The 20,730-nt window shown below is 47.5% G+C and carries 11 protein-coding genes; 3 read left to right on the plus strand and 8 right to left on the minus strand.

Features of this window, described 5'->3' with window-relative positions; genetic code table 11:
* The first annotated feature begins 154 nt into the window (after nt 1-154).
* Nucleotides 155-1,600: a DEAD/DEAH box helicase gene (locus MHB43_RS31750; protein ID WP_076320241.1), complete on the plus strand. Its 1,446-nt coding sequence runs from the start codon at nt 155-157 to the stop codon at nt 1,598-1,600.
* Between the two features lie 79 nt (nt 1,601-1,679).
* On the opposite strand, the gene MHB43_RS31755 is transcribed toward MHB43_RS31750, so the two are convergent.
* Entirely contained in the window at nt 1,680-3,092 is a 1,413-nt protein-coding gene (locus tag MHB43_RS31755) for a DKNYY domain-containing protein (RefSeq protein WP_221820089.1), read from the minus strand.
* A 245-nt stretch (nt 3,093-3,337) separates the two neighbouring features.
* Here MHB43_RS31755 and MHB43_RS31760 point away from each other — a divergent pair, with 245 nt between their 5' ends.
* Nucleotides 3,338-5,206, plus strand: a complete 1,869-nt coding sequence (locus MHB43_RS31760) for an AbfB domain-containing protein (protein ID WP_221820090.1) — start codon at nt 3,338-3,340, stop codon at nt 5,204-5,206.
* 163 nt (nt 5,207-5,369) lie between these two features.
* On the opposite strand, the gene MHB43_RS31765 is transcribed toward MHB43_RS31760, so the two are convergent.
* The 6 genes from MHB43_RS31765 to MHB43_RS31790 form a co-directional block, all read right to left on the minus strand.
* Nucleotides 5,370-5,519 carry a hypothetical protein gene (locus MHB43_RS31765; RefSeq protein WP_221820092.1) on the minus strand — a complete coding sequence of 50 codons (150 nt, stop codon included), beginning with the start codon at nt 5,517-5,519 and terminating at the stop codon, nt 5,370-5,372.
* Between the two features lie 221 nt (nt 5,520-5,740).
* Nucleotides 5,741-12,787: an InlB B-repeat-containing protein gene (locus tag MHB43_RS31770; protein ID WP_221820101.1), complete on the minus strand. Its 7,047-nt coding sequence runs from the start codon at nt 12,785-12,787 to the stop codon at nt 5,741-5,743.
* A 452-nt stretch (nt 12,788-13,239) separates the two neighbouring features.
* The gene (gene minD / locus MHB43_RS31775) at nt 13,240-14,049 is read right to left on the minus strand and encodes a septum site-determining protein MinD (protein WP_221820105.1); all 810 of its coding nucleotides are present in this window, start codon (nt 14,047-14,049) and stop codon (nt 13,240-13,242) included.
* A 314-nt stretch (nt 14,050-14,363) separates the two neighbouring features.
* Entirely contained in the window at nt 14,364-15,062 is a 699-nt protein-coding gene (locus tag MHB43_RS31780) for a response regulator transcription factor (protein ID WP_339180681.1), read from the minus strand.
* Nucleotides 15,063-15,066: 4 nt separating this feature from the next.
* Nucleotides 15,067-17,217 carry an ATP-binding protein gene (locus MHB43_RS31785; protein WP_282319841.1) on the minus strand — a complete coding sequence of 717 codons (2,151 nt, stop codon included), beginning with the start codon at nt 17,215-17,217 and terminating at the stop codon, nt 15,067-15,069.
* A 266-nt stretch (nt 17,218-17,483) separates the two neighbouring features.
* Nucleotides 17,484-18,077: a hypothetical protein gene (locus MHB43_RS31790; protein ID WP_282319840.1), complete on the minus strand. Its 594-nt coding sequence runs from the start codon at nt 18,075-18,077 to the stop codon at nt 17,484-17,486.
* Between the two features lie 268 nt (nt 18,078-18,345).
* Between MHB43_RS31790 and MHB43_RS31795 the strand changes: the two genes are divergently transcribed.
* Entirely contained in the window at nt 18,346-19,206 is an 861-nt protein-coding gene (locus tag MHB43_RS31795) for a GNAT family N-acetyltransferase (RefSeq protein WP_221820113.1), read from the plus strand.
* 86 nt (nt 19,207-19,292) lie between these two features.
* Here MHB43_RS31795 and MHB43_RS31800 read toward each other — a convergent pair whose 3' ends face one another.
* Entirely contained in the window at nt 19,293-20,621 is a 1,329-nt protein-coding gene (locus MHB43_RS31800) for an IS3 family transposase (protein ID WP_338539556.1), read from the minus strand.
* Between the last annotated feature and the right edge of the window lie 109 nt (nt 20,622-20,730).

Here is a 20,730-nt window from a genome sequence, read left to right on the forward strand (position 1 = left end):
ACTAAAATCGGAAATGATGAAAACAATTTACACACTTGAAGCATTTACTCCGTTAGCCTGCCTGCATATAGAGTATAATGAAGAGGTATACGATAAATGTACGGTGCAATGCTTGTATGTAGAGTATTCAAAACTAACGCAAAAGAGGTAAACGATGAGCGAGCAACAATTTAAAGATTATGGACTTGGTGAAGAGATCGTAAAAGCACTGGACAGTCTGGGCTATGAGACACCAACCGAGGTTCAAACCAAAGTTATTCCGGTAGCACTAGAGAATCAGGATCTTGTGGTCAAATCACAGACAGGCAGTGGTAAAACAGCCGCCTACGGCATTCCGCTCTGCGAGCTGGTGGATTGGAATGAGAATAAGCCACAGGCTTTGATTCTTACACCAACCCGGGAACTGGCTTTGCAGGTTAACGAAGATATTACGAATATCGGCCGCTTTAAGCGTATTAAAGCAACCGCACTATACGGACAGTCCCCTTTTCATATCCAAAAAGCAGAGTTAAAACAAAGAACCCACGTGGCTGTTGGTACACCAGGTCGGGTACTGGATCATATCGAACGCGGCACGCTGCCACTCGAACGGATCGCCTATCTCGTTATTGACGAAGCGGATGAGATGTTGAATATGGGCTTTATTGAGACAGTACAGTCCATCATTCAGAAACTGCCGCAGGAGCGAGTAACGATGTTGTTCTCCGCTACGTTCCCTGAAGATGTAGCCAAGCTGTCACGCAAATACATGAACAAACCGGTGGAGATCGAAATCAAGGCAAGTGGACTGACAACAGCCACGATTGAACATGCTGTGATTAACGTACCCGAGGTGAACAAAACCGCACTGCTTCAAGACTTGTTCATTGTGGAAAATCCGGATAGCTGCATCGTGTTCTGCCGTACGCAGGAGAATGTGGATAAACTGTTCCGGGTTATGGCTGATCTTGACTACCCAGCAGATCGTATCCATGGTGGTATGGAGCAGGATGAGCGGATCGAAGTGATGAACGCATTCAGACGGGGACAATTCCGTTATCTGATCGCAACGGATGTAGCCGCACGTGGTATTGATATCACAAATATTACCCATGTCATCAACTACGATATTCCTTTGGAAAAAGAGGGATATGTTCACCGTACAGGCCGTACGGGTCGCGCAGGCAAAACAGGTAAAGCCATTACGTTGATCACACCGAAAGATGGCAGACGTCTGGCTGAGATTGAATCCTATATTGGATTCGAAATCCCTGTCGTGAAAGCACCTTCTGAAGAAGCTGTGGATCGCCGCAGAGAAGATTTTGAGAAACGATTGAAGATCGTTCCTGAACGTAAAAAGGACAAGCGTGAACAGCTTAACCAACAGATCATGAAGCTGAACTTCAACGGAGGCAAGAAGAAGAAACTTCGCGCCGTAGACTTTGTAGGTACCATAGCCAAGCTCGAAGGGGTAACCGCAGACGACATCGGGATCATTACGATTCTGGATAATGTGACGGATGTAGAGATTCTGAATGGCAAAGGCCCCCTCGTACTGGAGCTCATGCAAAACACAACGATCAAAAAGATGCAGCTCAAGGTTCGCAAAGGTCATAAATAGTTTGGTAAATACGGTCAAATAAATAGAAATTCAAACAGGGATAGTGGACTCTTTTCTAAGTCTGCTATCCCTGTTTTCATTACCTCTTCTTTTTCCGCACTGTACCGCCTTCCACCGTATACCGAAAGAGCGCATCTTCGGCGCCCCCGATATCATCCGTAACCTGAAACGTTGCTACATCTCCCGACTTATAAACCCCACCCGTCACAAAACTGAACACCACACGCTCATCTTTACCCCAATATTGATTCAGCATGACAAATGTACTACCGCTCACACCCTTTACCGTGCGGTTGCCATTGGCATTATATAGACCATTCTGATCCATTGCCCAACTCTGGGGATCAGCATCGAATAGATGTGTAAAGCTGGCTCGATCGATATGTTTATTTGGTTTACCCCATAGATACACACGATTGGCATCCACCGCCCAACTGCCGGAAGGTGTTATTAACTCAAACGTTGCAGCATCAGCTCCCTTGATGATCTGAAGCACATCGTCTGGATGACCGAAAGGCTGACTTGTCCGAACAACCTCGGCACGATACACATGTTGCTGATCCATGGAAAGTCCAAGATGCTCCGTCCCGGCAAACGCTACAAATTGCCGAGCATCTGCCTCGTCGACACGGTAACCGTTGTAATACACGTGTTTGCCATCACGTCCAAAAGGTCCACCTAGTGACTGGAACGTATCCGGGTCTGCTCCTTGTACAGTACGCCACTGAAAATAAACACGTTTTCGGTCCCGTGCAAACTGCTCATCCAGCGGTTCACAGGTAGACCTGTCTGCTCCACGAACAAGGTTGAATACCTCTTTTGCTTCTCGATGAGCCGTACCGCCCCATTCGGTTTTATAAAAAATAGACGACTCTGTCTCATACCAATTCCCTGTGATCTGCGTAGCGCCCTCTGCACTGTGGGCATAATGCGCATGCCACCAGCCATGTACGTCGGGATGATGTTCTTGCAACCATGCCCTCACCTCATCCTTTTCCCCATTCGCGTAACGAAGAGAGCTGGACAGATGGAACAGATGGTCCTGGTCGGTGCAATAGTCGTGATGAGCAATCACAGAGTTCGTATCGATATCCTCAAATAGATGAAAATGCGTGCTGCTCTTTACATATAAATAACGTTGGTCCTGAGCAAAGTAGGGCGTATCCGGCAATAGCCGAAAGTTGCTCGGATCGGAGTCAGGCATGGCCCGATCTTCCAGATAGACGTACTGAGAGTCGCAGCAGTAATCTTCATCGATCACACGAAAAGCTTCCGTATCCCAACTGAACAAACTCGCCTTGTTCTTACGGGCATTGAACCACCATATTCCCTGACGATCACGTAGATAGGCGAAGGTCAACCATCCCTTTTGATAAGTAGAGATGACTTCAAAATCCTGAGTAGTAATGCCTCCCTTAATCGGAGTGCTCGTTCTATCCTCGTCATTATGCAATATCACCTGAAGGTCTTCATCTACAATAAACTTGTTCATGACGGTTCACCCTCCAACCATGATGTGAATTCAGTCTAGCTTTATTTTAACGTGTGTACCTGATCCTCTCTACATCATCGTACTTGATATTTAGGAACATTTCCTCCGCTCTCACCGCTCAGCCACGATGAAATGAAGGTTTGTTCAGCAATGGATGGATTGTTCACTTGAAAAAGAGTCTGACCCAACTACAATATAAATGAAAGCGCTACATTTAATCTGATATCTTTCGGGAGGTGTATGTAATGGGTAACAGGAAAGCCGTCTGGTTTCTGGTCTTTGCACTCACGTTCACCCTGTTTGGACTTCATCCTGAACGGACAAGCGCAGCAAGTGTCACAATAACCAACGGTACCGATTGGCTCGATACCGCAGGCAACCCCATCCATGCGAATAGTGGCAACATTCTGCAGGTAGGCTCGACGTATTATCTGTACGGTGAACATGCGGTGGGCGGCAGGTTTGACAGCGTGAACGTCTACACCTCCACTGATCTGAAGAACTGGACTTTCAGCAATGCCATCCTGACGAAAGATTCCGCAACCGAGCTGGCCTCCAGTAAGATCGAACGCCCCAAAGTCATCTATAACGCCTCCACCAATCAGTATGTGCTCTGGGCACACTATGAGAACGGTACAGACTACAACCTCGGGCGTGTAGCGGTCGCAACAAGCAATACCCCGAATGGCAAATTCACCTATGAGGGCAGCTTCCGCCCGCTGAATTATGAATCCCGTGACATGACCGTCTTTGTTGATACAGATGGCACAGGTTATCTGGTTACTGCTTCCCGCAAAAATGGCGGTGCCAATGATACGATGGCTATTTTTAAAATGAATGCAAGTTACACCGGAATACAGTCCTTCGAGGGCTGGCTGTTCGAGAACGCCTACCGTGAAGCACCTGCTGTTGTGAAAAAAGGAAACCGTTACTACCTCTTCACCTCTCAAGCCGCTGGCTGGTATCCGAATCAGGGCGCTTATGCTACAGCAACTTCCATGACGGGTCCATGGGCTGCGCTTACGCCATATGGCAATCCATCTGCCTTCGGTTCGCAGATTCACGATATTGCCACGATTACAGGCAGCAACACCACATCCTTCATCTACATGGCGGATCGCTGGAATCCGATGAACCTCGGAGAGCACAAACATATCTGGCTGCCACTAACCTTGAATGATTCGAACGGAACCGCATCACTGGAGTGGTATACAACGTGGAATATCGACGCAGTAACGGGTGCGGTAACACCGCCTGCTCTCGTCAATCATGCACAAGGCAAAACAGCTACCGCCAGCTCCACAGCCTCCGGCTCGTCTGCATCCAACGTCAATGATGGCAACTACCAGACTTCATGGGTGGCTTCCTCCAATAGCTGGCCTGCCTGGTGGCAGGTGGACTTCGGCGCACCGAAGACGATCAACGAGATCGACACGTCCTGGTTTATGTATAAAGGTTCCGAAGGATACTACAAATACAAAATTGAAATTAGCAACGATGGTGTCAATTACTCCACCTTGGATCGCACCAACAATCTGACCTATGGCTTTACAACAGATGCTGTGCATTTCACAGCCCGTTATGTACGGATTAATATGGTGAACGCGGTCTTGTGGAATAATCCGGGTAACTGGTACACCCCAACCCTGCACGAGGTCAAAATGTTGGGTCCTGCAACACCGGAAGCCACAGGTTACAGTCGGTTCAGTTCACACAACATTCCGGATCGATACATCCGTCATGCCAATTACACTGCTCGCGTGGATGCCAACGTCTCCCCTGTTCTGGATTCCCAGTTCCGCGTCGTACCGGGTCTTGCCAGCTCCACGGGAATTTCACTGGAGTCCATCAACTTCCCGGGTTACTTTTTGAAGCGCAACACCAGCAATAAAATTGTACTTGAAGCTTATGCCGACACCTCCGCCTATAAGGGAGATGCTACGTTCCTAAGCAGTCCAGGTTGGGCTGACAGCACCAAAGTATCCCTTCAATCGTATAGTCAGCCTGGACATTACATCCGGCATTATGATTACGTATTACAACTCGATGCCATCAATGCATCCAGCAGTTCAACGGTGAAGAGTGATGCCACGTTTGGGCGAACCAATTTCTAAACAAATGAATTACAGATGAGGATTTAGCCACCTACATCTACAATTTAAATTTCAGAGAAAGGCCGCTTTTTCAGGAGTCACAACTGAAGAAGCGGTTCTTTCTGCTGCACTATTTTAGATATAGATTACGTAACCCTATCTCAGACTGAAAATATAGATTTAATTAGCGCGTAATCGCCAGCCAGCTCTCCATGGATATTTTATAACGACCGGCATATGCCTCTGCATTCACCCGTATATGCTCTACTTTTCCAAGAACCAGATGATCGCTGCATCGACTCCACCAACGAAGCCGGAACCATATTGATGACAAATTCCCCCGTCTCTCGAATATTGAGGAGCGTGTCCTTCAAGATACCTTGGATGGAACATAATAAGCGTCAAAAGTTTGGTTCGAACCGCAGACTTGCCAGCTTGCACATTTCAGTTACATTGTGCTTTCCGACGCTTTTCCCTCGCCTTGCTAACGCAAAAAAAAGAGCCTGCTCCCTTCGGAAGTAGACTCTTCTTATACTTTTTGATTAACATCTTACACTATTGCAACTTATGTTTCCTCACAACTATTTTTCCTGAAACTTCCTCTCTATAAATCATATACAGGTTGCCGTCTTTACCCCTAGCGAAACTCAAAGTGAGCGGACTAGCTATGGAAAAACCTTCTTCGCCAACTTTGATCCACGCACTTTCGTACTTCACTACGGTTGCCAGTTTCTCATTTGATCGATCATCATAAGAAACATAAGGAACACCGTAGTCGTCAACAGCGAGTCTTAACCTTCTATAATCGGACGTCGGTACCCTGCCCTCACCGACCTTTTCCCAATCCGTCCCGTTGTAGCTCGTCAGAACCCAAGAGCCAGGCGTTGAGTAAAGGACATAGGGCACGCCATCAGGAGCAACCGCAAACTCTGCTGGTTCCACAAGAGCTCTTACTTCTACGAGACCCAAGTTGCCGATATGCTCCCAAGCTTCATTCTCATATTTCGAAACTGTGATACGTGAACCTCGTCCGTTTATAGCAGGATTCCCTCTATCGATAAATTCGGACACATCGTTCATTACATATGGGATATTGTTTCTATCAAATTGGATAACTGGATTAAGCGCCTTCCCGCCAAGACTATCGCCGCCAGTTACGGAAACCCAACTATTCCCTTCGTATTTAACCACTCTCATTTCATACTTATTGCTGCTAATTAAATGATTATAAACCAGATAAAGCACGTTATTTTGGTCAAACGCAATATTTGAACCTTCCCCCGGAAGAGATCCGTTGCGGGCTATATCTTCCCACTCCGTGCCGTTATACTTCTGCACATATACGCCTTCGCCGCTGGACGAAGTCTGGTAAAGATTGTCCTCATTGTCAAAGACAAACCGCGTATAGCTCAACTTGTCACCCGTGCCTTGGTAGATGTTCTTCCACACGCCTCCTTCATATTTGTCCAGGCGCAGGTCATTCGATCGATAAGAAGCATACACCGTACCCTCACTGTCGGTTAACACTTGATAAGTTGTACTGCCTTCTAACAAACCACCTACGTTGAACCACGGTGTCACTGACCATTTTGCGTACAAGGTAAGGGATGCCGTCACTTCCGTGTCGAAATCATAAGCTTGCGTTCCGGCAATGTCGCTGTACCAACCATCGAACTTATAACCCTCCCATGTTGGCGTAGTCGGTACTATCGCTTTGCCGCCGGGGCTTACCATTTGGTTCTCTACATCCGACCCGCCGTTGCTGTCGAAGCTCACCGTGAGCTTGTTGGATGTCCACTTCGCGTATAATGTTAAGTTATTCGTCACTGGTGTCGTGAAGCTGTAAGCCTCGATCAGACCTGCATCACTGTACCAGCCGTTAAAAATATACCCTTCCTTTGTTGGAGCGGCTGGCTCTGTAGCTGTTCCGTTGTATTCCACCGTCTGGTCATCAACCACCGAACCTTCATTGCTGTCAAAGGTCACTGTATAGATCGCTGTCCATTTTGCGTACAACGTGATGTTTGTCGTCACCGATGTTGTGAAGCTGTAAGCTTGCGTACCGGCAAGGTCGCTGTACCAACCGCTGAACACATAGCCTTCGCGTATCGGTGCGGTAGGTTCTATAACCGTATCGCCCTCGTTCACGGACTGGCTGCTCACCAATGATCCGCCATTACTGCTGAAGTTCACAGTATAGCTGTTCTTCGTCCACTTCGCGTAGAGCGTTATATCTTCCATAACTCCTGCTGTAAAACCATAAGCAATCGTCAAGTCTATATCGCTGTACCAACCGTTAAACGTATAGCCTCCCCGTAAAGGAACGCCAGGAGCGGAAGCCACAGCGCCTTCGTTCACCGTTTTGGCATCTACGATCGACCCACCATTACTCTCAAAAGTCACCGTATAGGTATTCGGCACATAAACCGTCCACTTTGCGTACAACGTAAGATCCGTCGTCACTACTGCTGTTGTGAAGTCGTAAGGGGTGATCAGATCAATGTCGCTGTACCAACCACTGAATACGTAACCTTCGCGCTCCGGAGCGACTGGAGCTTCAGCCCTAGACCCTTCGTTCACCATCTGGCTCGTTACTATTGAGCCTTCGTTACTCTCGAAGCTCACCGTATAACGGAGCAGCCACTTCGCGTACAATGTAAGATCACCCGTCACCGGTGCCGCGAAGTCGTAGAGAGTCGTCAGGTCGCTGCCGCTGTACCAACCGCCGAAGACATAACCTTCATTTGTCGGTTCAACCGGTGTGCTGACCAAACTGCCATACCCTACCGTCTGGTTCTCCACTTCTTCCGCTCCGCCATTGCTGTTGAAGCTCACCGTATAAGCGTTCGTCGTCCACTGCGCGGTGAACATAATGCTTTCCCCAGGCATGGTTGTCGGAGGAGTTGGTGACCATCCTGTGAAGACATGCCCCTGCCAGATCGGTGTGCCCAGATAGAGCTGCGTCGTCGCTCCAAATGGAACTTCTACAACTTTGGTCTCTTGGCCGGAACCATTGTAATCGACCGTCAATGTATGAGCATCACGCTTATAATACAGCTTCAGAACCGTTTTTCCATTGCCGGTTATCTGACTTGTTAACACCGTTCCGGGAATATTTTCATCCAGTTTAAACCCAGCATAGGACCTTGGAGTTATATTCGTCAGATTGGCTTCTGTATCGGTAGCTCCGCGATACGTTTCCGTATCTGCCACCGTATAGGTGTCACTCGCCATATTCTGCTTCAAATACACGACTTGGTAAGGCGTATCTTCTTTGGCTGTCCATATTGCGGTATACTCCGTATTCGAAGTCGGCATCACGCTTGGCGCCTCCGGCGACCAACCGGCAAACGCATAACCCGGTCTTGTCGGCACCGGTATACGCCCCTCGATATTTCGGCCGGACGGTTCGGTTAAGGTGCTGCGCGGAGAGCCCGGATAGCTCAAATTAAAAGTGATAGTCGGACTCGTCGGATAATACTCAACCCTTACGACCGTCGAACCATCCCCCTTGATCAGGCGTCCGTATATTTCTCCGTTCGCATAACCTCGATCCTTGTATCGGTCAGAGTTGATGCGAATCTCCGTATCGGTCGTTCCTGTCAACAGTTCCTTATAATCCGGCGTAGTCGAAATCGACTTTCTTGTATTCGGGTCTATCAAATAATGCTCCACTGTATATGGCGTATTCTGGTTCGCTGTCCAGTGCGCATACAGTTGGTAATCATCCTTAGGCATGCGGCTCGGAATCGTTACCTTTGTTCCCCCTGTAGCTGCCGTATACCATCCGTCAAATGTATAGCCCGGATAGACCGGAGTAGGCACATTAACCGTTGCATTATAAACAAATGGAAGAACCTGAGTCGCGTTGCCGTTTCGTGGATCCAACTGGAGGATATATTCACCCTCCGTAACGCGCCACGTCAACGGTATCGTGCGCTTGAGCGTACGAGACGTGAATGAAAGCGGCGATCCTTTCCAAGTGATGACCAGATTACCCTTACTTACCGGAAGGCTGGTATTCACTACTTCGACCTTATTCGTACCCAAGTTATACCTGAAATTCGCATTGTCTACGTATATATCGAACCTTGAAGCACCAAACGCTTGAGTATCGGTATCGCCTGTTTTCAAATCGAACATACTCATCGAGAGCATCGACTGCGGTACATCAAGGGATGCCGCAACACCTGCCAGACCAAGCAAAAGATTCTTATCCTGCGGATAAGCGAAGTCGGAGACGTTGTATTGTTCACCAATCGTATATAGTGGCCACTCTTCATCAACCAGCCCCACGCTGCCCGAGAGCGCTCCATCACCCAACTGGGCACCGAGTTCGACCTCCAAATAGATACCGATCTCAACAAACAGAGCACCTAAAGACTTTGTAGATCTTACCCCGTTTGTATTTGTCAACTGATAGTAGAAGTAACCCCATAGATTGATATACACACCAGGTTCTACGGCAAGTCCAATACTATTTAATTTGACACTGCCAATCCCCGCTTTGACCTCCATATGAATGCCGGCTCGCAACCCGAGCGTCCCCATCACATAGAAGGTGAACTGGTAATCGCCGTCTCCCGGCAAGCTGACCGTATTGCTCGTACCACTAAAACTTAACACACGCAAGGTCACCGAGTAGCGCTTCGCCATCTTGTAGTAGAAATCTGCACCCATCGTTAAGTTAACCTGAGCACTGACTACAAACTCTGCTTCAAATTTGACTTCTACAATCCCGTAAGCCACGCGCACACTTTTTTCAAAGAGCTCTTTCTTGACCAAAGGAACCCATTCCGTATCTTGCTCCAACATCTCTTGGTACTGTTCTTTCAATTCCTCCGTATCCACAGAGGTACCTTGTACACCATCCATAGATGCTTTGATCTGTGTGGCGATGTCCTGTACCTGACCTAACCTGCCAGCTTTTTTCTCTCCGGCCCAGTTATTCAGTGCAGCCTGCAACTTATCGTGTTCAATGAGGGCCATCTCTGCTGTAATATTAAGCCCGGTATAGCTATAGGCATCCAGATTGGCAGTGATCACATAATCGTCGATGCTATACCAGTAAGGGATTCCCCACTTTTTCAGCCAATGCCCTTGCATATCACCATTAATGCCGAGATCCAGGCTCATTTCTTGAACGAATGTACTAGTCATATGGATAACCAGATCGCTGTCTTCATTAATATTCACGACGATATCGGCGCCAACTTGCAGTGTGGCGCTGACGCCGGAACTTCGGCCGTTAATATTCTTCAGTTTCGTCCCGAGTGAGGCAACGACCGTCAGGTTCTCTACGCTCACCCGGCTACTTTTGCCCGAAGCCAGGGAAGACTGAGCCTTGATCTGCTGAATTTCTTTCAAATCCTTGATATCCTTCGTTTCCATAGCTAGATCGGATAGATAATCTGCGGCTTGATCGACGAATCCGCTGTCTCTCGCTTGCTGCTCGATCTGCTCTTCAAGCTCCGCGATCTGCTCTTCCGATAACAGATCTTCGCCGTCAATTGCTTGCTTCTGATAGATGTTGAAGACATTCTCAATATCTTCAATCGTGGCGTCAGTATATTCGATGACGTCCATCTCAGCTTCAGGCGTAATCGAAGTGATACGTCCGTACCCAACGGTCTCAAAACCTGTTTCGGCGCCGAATTCACCTTTATAGAACCCGATAAAATCACCCACATCCACCGTGGTTAACTCATCCAAGCCGAAAGGCTCATACATGCTGTCGCTGTAGTTCATCTTGGTATGCTCAACTGTGATGGAGTTGTTGTTCGGATTTCCATCTGTGTCCGCTTGCTCACTCACCGGCAGAACATCCGCCTTGAGCAACACTTGCTTGATATCCGCATGATCGTAGGTATAGGTGCTTCCGTCTACCGCCGTAATCTGGACATAGGCCACATCGCCGTCGTCAGCGTCGGTGGTTTCTAACGTGCGTTGATCGGGACGAACCCCTTGATAGATGGCGACTGTATTGCCGACTTGAATCACGGTGCTGCCGGAATACACGAACGTTCCACTGCTCGCATTCGCCTCGGCAAGCGCATTTTCGCTACCGCCCACCGTCGTGGCAACTACCGAAATCGCTGGTGAACCCACCTCTGTGCCATTCAGCATCATATCCGTGACATCCGTGTACGGAAGGTAGATCATGTTCGGGTTCAGCGGAATGTCTAAAACCTCTTGCTTAGCGACACTAAACACGTAGATGCTTGTCGTCTCGTCTTGTCCTTGGAAGGACAACTTGTCATCCGTCAATGTAAGTTGATACGTATTACCTTCGACGAATTTTCCGTTTTCGGCTGCAGACGCTACCGTGAAGGCCCCGTTCCCGCCAGTGACGGTAATACCTGCGAAGTCGGGATTCGCCGTGTCTGTGAACGTCATACCCGCTTGGACCTCAGGTACTGTCAGATTGCCTGATGCATCGTGTACTGCAATCGTGAAGTCCGGTGCCACATCCAGCACCGAATAGCTTGGTGTGCTCTGTACGGCATTATCTATGCTATCTGTATACTTCGCATACAACTTCGTATCCGCACTTATCGCACTATCCTCTGCAAAGATGAGCGAGAAATCGCTATCTGTAAACCATCCTTGGAATATATATCCTTCTTTTGTTGGAGCCGGCAGGTTATTTAGCACCTGGCCTTTTCGTACCGTCTGCGCAGCAATCGCCGTGCCTCCGTTGCTCTCAAACGTGAGCGTATACGTAGTGGAACCCGTGCCGGGGTTACCCCCGTTATCTCCAGGCGTTCCTCCACCACTATTACCGCCGGGTGACGGCGTTGGCGTTGATGTCACCGGCGATGTCGGTGTTGGTGTCACCGGTTGTGCCGGTGTTGGTGTAGGCGTAACCGGCGTTTGATTCTGATTTTTCCACGCCTCTACAACCGCGTTGTTGCGCATGAAGAGAACCGCTGCTTCCGCGCGAGTCGCTTGCACAAGCGGGTTGAAGTTACCCTTTTCATCCCCGGTGAACACCCCGGCTTGCCACAGCTTGATGACCGCGCCAGCCGCCCAAGGCGATACATCCGCGAGATCGCCCGGCTCTGTCGTGACCGGATTTTCGGTCTGATAAGGAATCTGTTCGCTTTCGAAATATCGCAACGTCATCGTTGCCATCTGCTCCCGGGATACAGTGGCATTCGGCGAGTATTTTCCTCCGCCCGTACCGTCGGTAATTCCTTCCTTAACTGCCCATTCGACATATGGGGCATACCAACTGCCCGCTTGTACATCAGCAAAGCTAGAAGTAGAATAAGCTCCTGTATCTACCCCAGCCATTCGTCCGAGCGCTGTCACATACATGGCACGCGTCATCGTCCCTTTTGGCGAGAAGGTGCTGGCAGTCGTGCCACTAAATATCCCCTTCTCCTGCACCTGGATGACCGCATCGTGGAACCAGTCCGTCGGACTCACATCCTGGAACCCACTGGATTTGGTTACTGCTGTCTGCTGCATCGGCAGTTCAGCCGCTGCCGCCGACTGCGCCGGAAATACGGGCACAGCAGACACTATTAAGCTGATAACCAGCATCCACAATAGAATCTGTGAGCTCAACTTCCACAACCGTTTTGTTGCTTTCTTCACAATCATTCATCCCTTCTATGTATAAAACTAAAGAACCGACTTTCTAGAACCTGACAAAGAGCAGATTCATCATGGTTAAAGACACTTTCGTTAGGCAAAACTCAATACTCTTCTTGCTAACAACCGCAATGTAATGGATGCAGATTGGCTAATTCTATCGATTTTTCTCCTCGAATTCTATCATGCTAAATGAGCCGCTTGTGAATTATAAAGAAAACTTTAAGTAAGCAACAACTTGCAAGCGAGAACATCATCAACCAGCATCCTCGTAAATGTCTAAACTGGGAATCTGCTCAAGAAACCTTCATGGAAGCACTGTCTCACTCGGCTGGACAATCCGTCATATTAAAAAGGATGGGCAATAGGAGACTCCCCCTTGCCCAACCTCGGTATGCTAGTCTGTAATTCATTTTAGATGATTCGCGTCTAAACAATTCATATACCAAATTCGACTATATCGAACTACTCTCCCCCCAGCGCAGTCTTTGAGAAAGCGAAAAAATACTTCTATGCTTCTTGGATTTTAATGAGATAAAAGGCTCCTGCTGATTCTTCGCCACATTGTGGGCGATGTGCCGGAAGCGCAGTCCGTTTTCAAGCTCGGGATCAAGCGCAATCGGGATTCCTTTATGTACGGAACGTATAACTTCTACATCGCTATAGATCACGCCAATCACACCAATATTGAGAATATCGATGATATCCTCCATCTTTACCGTTGTCGAAGGGGTTTCCTGTCCGTCGGCCATATTAATGATGAGCTGTGGAGGAGCCGGAATCCTATCTTCTAATAATCCGATTACACGATCCGCGTCCTGAAGCGACGTACGATGAGGCGTAGTAACGACAATAGCCTCATCTGCCGCTAAAGATGTATTCCAGAATCCATTTTCAATGCCTGCCGGCGAATCGATCAGCACATAATCATAACCCTGGGCTATTTGCTGCACAACCTTGCGAAACACTTGCGGATCATCGTGATGCATCACGTCGTTACTACAGGAGATAAAGAACAAAGTGCTGATTCGCTTGTCTTTGACGATTACTTGATGCAAAGCACAACGACCGGTCAGGAAATCGGAAATATGATAGTTTACCCTATTGCTCAAACCAAGCGGGATATCCAGATTTCTCAATCCAAAATCAGCGTCAATCAGGCAAACCCTGTTCCCCGATAAGGCAAGGGCAGTCCCCAGATTAGCCGTCACCGTCGTCTTGCCAACTCCACCTTTCCCTGATGTGATACATATAACTCGTGCCATTGGAGCCACTTCCTTCTTTAAGTGCTAATGCGGGACAGCATGACAACTATTTCTTCACGTGTAATCGTTATATTGGACACTGTGATTTTATCATGGTGGATTAGCCTATTTGAGAAACCTAAAGAAAACTTTAAAATCGTGCTCACAATGCAAATCATTTTGAAGAGGATGGAAAAGCGCAGACTGGTGTTGAGGAATTCAATATCTTGAGTCGATTACGAAGCTAGTGGAAAGAACAAAAAATGGGCCAATAGCGTCAGTTACTGCTCCAACGCCATTTACCCATTTATAATAGACTACCCTTACTGCTATATTCATGCTTGTGATGTACTGTTAGAAACCAGCATATATCCGCTCCCCCGAACCGTAATGATTCGCTCGGGGTCGGCAGGGTCAGACTCAATTTTTTTGCGTAAATTACTGATATGTACAGCGACCGTTCTCGTATCCTCCAGACTTTCCATTCCCCAGATGATTTGAAACAACGTATCAACACTGACGACACGATTTACGTTTTGTGCCATATAGGACAGCAGACTGAACTCTTTTTTAGATAAAGAGATAGGCATACTCCCCATGTTGACGGACTGCGTATAGAAATCCAGTGTCAAACCCGGTAACTCCAGCAGTTGTCCCTTTCTGCCCGTTGCTACTCTGCGAAGGTGCGCCTTGATCTTGGCCATGAGCACTCCCGGACTGAACGGCTTGGTCACATAATCGTCGCCACCATAGGATAACGCGCTAATTTTCACTTCGTCTTCTTCCTGGCTGCTCAAAAACATGATCGGTGCGCTGGTGAAGTTACGCGCATTCCTGCACCAATCAATGCCGTTTTCATTAGCCAGCAATATATCCAGTACAATCAAATCGGGCTCGAACGATGCAAGCAGTTCCATCGCTTCTGTCCCGCTATGACTGTAGGTGGAGATAAACCCCTCCCGTTCGCAATACACCTGAACAATCTCGCATATATGAGGATCATCATCGACGATCATTATTTTGTGAGTGTCCATCCCATCATCCCCTTCCTTCATTGCCGATACAAGGAAGCGTTACATAGAAAGTCGCCCCCATCTTACCGTCGCTCTCCGCTCGAACTGTCCCTCCTTGTGCGAGTACGATTTCTCTGCAAATCGCTAGCCCTAGCCCACTGCCTTCTATTCCATTCCCCAAGCCCGGCCGATCGTATCTGTAATTACGTTCGAAGATTTGCTCAAGCTGATCCGGAGGAATACCCATGCCAGAATCCTGTATGCTAATGATCGCATGGCGAGTATGATTTATCTCTTCCACAGCTAGCGCAATACGCACCAGCCCTCCCCTGGAGGTGAACTTCATAGCGTTCGACACTAGGTTAAATAAGGCCTGCTCTACTCTTTTGGCATCCATCTCCACAACAGGCAAGTTAGGTTGCTGATCCTCCGCATCTCCGATATCCAGTATGAAATCTAATCCTACGTCACGCACAACCAGCTCATATTGTTCGAAAAAATCACGCAAGAAGGTAATCATCTGAACCGGCTCCATTCGGTACGAGACTTGTCCGGTCTCCAAATGCGACAAGAAAGACAACTCCTCGATCATGCGGTTAATTCTTATCGTGTTATCCCGGATATATTTCAGGTACTGTTCGTTACGTTCCGGCTTGACCCTATCCTGTATAGCTTCTACATACCCAAGCATGCTGGACAGCGGCATACGCAGATCATGCGTAATATATGCAAGAAGTTTCTTCCTCCCTTGTTCGGAGTGAAGCAGCTGGTCATACGAAGTGCGGAGATCATCATGAGCTGTAGATAAGGCCTGAGTTCGCTCCTGCACGGTCCGTTCCAGATTCATATTCATTTCGATCAGCTTGTCGTTAGCGTCCTGCAACTCACTTGATATTTTCTCCTCATTGGATGCTGTCCTCGTAAATCTCGAAGAAAGCAGAACCATCTGTGCCATCGTAAATATCAATAAGCCAAGCGGGGATGTATTTCCGATCAGCGACCAACCGTTGTAATATAAAAAATCGTTGACGACCGTGACCAAAGTAATCACCGACACCAGCAGGAAGATCAACGCTCCCTCCATACGTCGCACAGCCGCTTGAACCAGCCCGATCATCAGATAGACCATATGTAGAACAACCATAACACCGATCATCAACAGAAATTTCGTATATATAATTGCAGGGGTTACCACCACAAGGATACAGAATGCGCCAGTTACAATCCGGGTACCAAGACGAAACCATCGCGATACGTAATTCGGAAAAATGCAATCAAAATACATGGTGATGATATAACCGCTGAGGCAAAGAATCAGATATTCGATCTTGAACTGCGATTCCCAAGGAAAATGAGGCAACCATTGTGTAAAGATAAGTTCGCCGTTGAACAAGGATCGAATACCAAGCAGTACAGTAAACAGGCCAAAATATAATGGAGCTTTATCCTTACGTCGCAGCATGAACAACAGCAGATTATACAAACCGATCACTAGCAAACTTGCCGTGATGAACATATCCCTGGCAAGATTCAGATTGGTCTTGGTCGTTAGTACGTCACTGCCACCCAGCTCGATATCCTTGGTAATGCCGCCCCGATGATGTTGGAAGTTGGATACTTGCATGACCAGCTCTAACGTGTCGCTTTCAGGCTGAAAATACACCAGCTTTGTTTCCAGATGCGGGGTCACGTGGTTCTTGTCCTGACCTACCTCACCAACTTCCGCCAGCAGCTCGCCATTCACCCATAATTTGTACGCATGAAAAATGCTGGGCAGCCGCAGAGTAAGCCGCTCGTTTCGATCCTGCTCGCTTAGTTTAATCATCAGTCGATAGGTTGCATAGCCTGTACCACTCAGCCGCTGACCTTCTAACGGATAGCCTAGCCAGGAGCTCGGGATGCTGATCCAGTGGTCCTGATTTCCTTCCCTTGCCGAACGAACCCGTATGTCCTCAGGCGACAGTAGCTCTTGCCAGTAGAACGACCACTCCCCTGTTAACTTTTGCGGATTCGTACTGAGCTGAACCTGCCTTAAATCCAGAATACCTTTTTCACTTTGGAACTTAGGAGAGTCCGGCTCAGAGAGGACGACATAGCCTGCAACCAAGCCAACAATAACGGCAACAACGATATAAAACCACACCTTACGAGAACCGACTCGGAGAATTCCCCTCATGATGAATCCAACCCCAATCTCTAAAAGCGCAATAAGTAAGTTTATTTATCCAAATGATATCATCATTACAGGAGAATGTACCCTGCAAATTTCTAGGAAGAGACAAGAACAATCATCACGATGAAGCCCTTTTAACGACGCACGCTTAGCTGGACACACCAACAAAAAAGTACGCACTTTGAAGTGCGTACTTTTTTGAAGGAGCTTATTCGTAATGGACAATTCAAGTACAACCCCATGTGCCAGAATCACAGACACTTCATGAACTATAAAGAACTATTAATGATGTCTGCGAATGCATCCCTGTTGTACGTATCATCCTGAATGCGCCATTCGCCCTGATCCTGCAAAAAGGTGATATCGCCCGATAGCGGAATGGACTTGAACTCTTTGCCATCCTTATCCGTAAATTTCAGATCAAGCGTGTATTCCACCAGAATCCAGTCGCTCTTGCTATCTTTGATCTTGGTTTGTATATTTTCAGGATGCAGTTTCGCTTGTTCGATGTGTGCAACCTGAAGAGGCAAGACAATATATCGATTAGCCATGTAAGCCTCATAATTCCTGGAGGTCAGGAATGGCTTCATCGTGTCTCCTTTGGCCAATAACCCTTCCATCTCTAACGTATCCCCATAGTCTTTGCCATCCACAGTGAGTTCTGTTGTCTTATACTCCAGTGACATTTCGAGCGCTTGTTGCTGCTCCTCCGCAGTCGCCTTCTGGTCCCCCGTATCACTTGGCTGTTCCGTTGCTGGTGGAGTGACGGGTTCCGTGCTTTCCGCTGGTTCAGATGATGTACATCCCATTAACATGGCGGCGGAAAGAAATAATATACCCATCACATATGCCAACTTGCGCATGGTTAATCCCTCCCTTTCTCGTCAGTATTACTCTCAATTATCCCTTCAATAGGATATAATGTCCAGTTATTGGGCGCATCTGAACAGACACCCAGTGAATTACATCCATTGGGTGTCATCTTCATCATAGATTGTGTTATAGTCATCGGGAAGTGATTTGGAGGAGATAATAATGATGATCAAAATTACAAATGGACCAACTCTCGAAGGACAGCGCCTGCGGGTCCAATAACTGCGTGTTTCCTTCAACAATGAAGGTGTGAAAGCTATGTCAACTTATCAAGTCGTTCCTATGATCTATAATTCCAAGGAACAGATTGATGCTATTATTTTGCTCGAACAACAATGTAAACAGCTTGATTCGATTTATCTCAAGGCGGACCTTGACCATATCAGCAAAAAAGACGGGGACCATGCACTCCTCTGTTATCGTGATGGTGAATTGGTCGGACTTCTCAGTTGGTACCCTTCGGATGACGTAACCGGAAATATTAATGCCATCGTACATCCGCATTTTCGTCGCCAAGGTGTGTTTCTCCACTTACTGAAACGAGCCCTCCTAGACATGCAACCACAGGGAATCAACCAACTCAGTTATCGCGTTCCTCAGGGATTATCTCCGGGTGTTCATACTGCCCAATCCCTCGGAGCCATTTATGATCGTGCGGAGTACTCGATGCAACTTGTGAATGAGGTCCTTTCGGTTGTGGAGCCTCCTGAACTAACGTTGTCCTTGGCAGAAGCCGAGGATATGGAGTTTATGGTCACTTGCTCCTCCCAAGCCTTTGGAGATTCGGAGGACTGGACACGCGAGTACTTTATGCAAACAAATGAACCCAGCCGAGTCACCTATATTGCATGGCAGAATCAACTGCCTGTTGGGCTGGTACGGGTCAACTCCATTAATGCAACAACCGCATTTATTCATAACTTCTGTATCTTGCCTGCTTATCAGGGACAGAAACTGGGGCGCACTGCGCTTAGCATCCTGGTTGATCTCCTAAGGAAACAAAATTACACAGATATCCGCCTGTCTGTGGTTACCGAGAACAAACGCGCTTTGAATCTGTACCGCAGTGTTGGTTTTGAAGTAAATTCTGAGTATCACTATTTCAACGGTAGTTTATAAAAGGCAGTGGAGAGAGATATCGTTTTCCGCAAAGGGTAATCTGGCCCCCGTGTCAAGGACACTAAAAAAAGAGTGGCATTAAAGATTTACGAGGCGAATAATAGATGATTCCTGTATTGAACAGGGGTCATCTTTTTTAATCCCCATTGATATCTGTGGTTGTTGTAATAGCGAATGTAACGATCGATTTCTTGCTTTAACTCTTGAAGGGAACGGCAACTACGATGATCGACATGGTCCTTCATGTGGCCGAAGAACGATTCTTGGGGAGCATTGTCCCAACAGTTCCCGCGTCTGGACATCGACTGGCCTAACCCATTCTTCTTTAACAACTCCTGATAGATGGGACTGGTATAATGGCTGCCCTGATCTGAGTGGATGAAAGCATCCTTTTGGAGCTTTAGACGTTTCTGTTTCTTGAGAGCGTCAACAGTATCCGTGGCAATGTCTAATGTCAGCCGATGGGATATATTGTGAGAGAGGACCTCACTTGTTGAGGCATCCAGTATGGTCGACAAATAGGCCATCCCGGATCGGCCGTATGGAAGGTACGTGATATCCGTAAGCAAGGCCAGACCCGGTATGCCCTTCTTGAAGTCCCTCTGCAGAGTATTGGGTAAGGTTCGGTGTTCCAGCGTAGCTTTGGCCATGCGTTTATAAGGGTTGATTTTTCTGTGCGGACATACGATGTTAAATTTCTTCATCAATCTACGGATTTTCTTTAGGTTATAGATGACACCAAACTCGTGCTCAAGAATCATCTTGATGGAGCGTGAGCCCTTCTTGTAACCCCTTCGTTCGAAAGCCTTCTTAATCAGCTTCCCTGCCTCAGCATCCGAACGGACCCGCTCTAAACGTAAATCTGCAGCTTGTAAGTAGCTGTAATACCCCGAACGAGATACGTTAAGCAATGAGCAGAGGTATCCCGTCATACGTTCCAAGCCTTGATCCACGGCTTCCTTTATGAGCTCGAACAACTTAATCTTGCTTAGGTTCATTCCCTTTGCTACCAGCAACCTTTCTTTCGTATCTAGCTTTTTTAGCAGTTCTACTTGAGATTCGAGTAGATGAATCCGTGCTTCTTGTTTTGCAATGATTTCTTCCTGCGATAACTCTCTATGTAAAGGGCGACCCGAGGCTTCTTTTCGGGAGTCAGACAACCCAATAATCCCTCCAAGGTCATAGGCTTTTTTCCAACGTCCGGCAGATTGTTCTACTCGTTTCATTCCAATTACGGTAACATCAAACCCATGAGTTTCAAAGATCTCTCTAGGTGTCTTTCCCATCATATATTCGTCAATGAATAACTGCTTAAATTCATCTGCATAGGTTATCGCTTTGTCGCTAACATTCCTTACATATCTGTTCTTTGATATCTGTTCACGTTCTTCTTCTGTGAATCGCTTCTTGCTCACGATGTAATCCCCTCCATTGCTTCTTCAGTATACAAAAAGGTACCCACAGTCCGCACACCTTTTTTCAAAGTGTCCAGTCTATGGGTACCAGTGTAGGGAGACGGTCTCT

Origin of the sequence: Paenibacillus sp. FSL H8-0317, from assembly GCF_045040685.1 — a bacterium.
Taxonomy (GTDB): Bacteria; Bacillota; Bacilli; order Paenibacillales; family Paenibacillaceae; genus Paenibacillus.

Bases quoted from the DNA above. Each gene is read 5' to 3' on its own strand.
- MHB43_RS31785 (WP_282319841.1), bottom strand. From the start codon at position 17,217: ATGAGGGGAATTCTCCGAGTCGGTTCTCGTAAGGTGTGGTTTTATATC.
- MHB43_RS31795 (WP_221820113.1), top strand. From the start codon at position 18,346: ATGTCAACTTATCAAGTCGTTCCTATGATCTATAATTCCAAGGAACAG.
- minD (WP_221820105.1), bottom strand. From the start codon at position 14,049: ATGGCACGAGTTATATGTATCACATCAGGGAAAGGTGGAGTTGGCAAG.
- MHB43_RS31760 (WP_221820090.1), top strand. From the start codon at position 3,338: ATGGGTAACAGGAAAGCCGTCTGGTTTCTGGTCTTTGCACTCACGTTC.
- MHB43_RS31790 (WP_282319840.1), bottom strand. From the start codon at position 18,077: ATGCGCAAGTTGGCATATGTGATGGGTATATTATTTCTTTCCGCCGCC.
- MHB43_RS31755 (WP_221820089.1), bottom strand. From the start codon at position 3,092: ATGAACAAGTTTATTGTAGATGAAGACCTTCAGGTGATATTGCATAAT.
- MHB43_RS31780 (WP_339180681.1), bottom strand. From the start codon at position 15,062: ATGGACACTCACAAAATAATGATCGTCGATGATGATCCTCATATATGC.
- MHB43_RS31750 (WP_076320241.1), top strand. From the start codon at position 155: ATGAGCGAGCAACAATTTAAAGATTATGGACTTGGTGAAGAGATCGTA.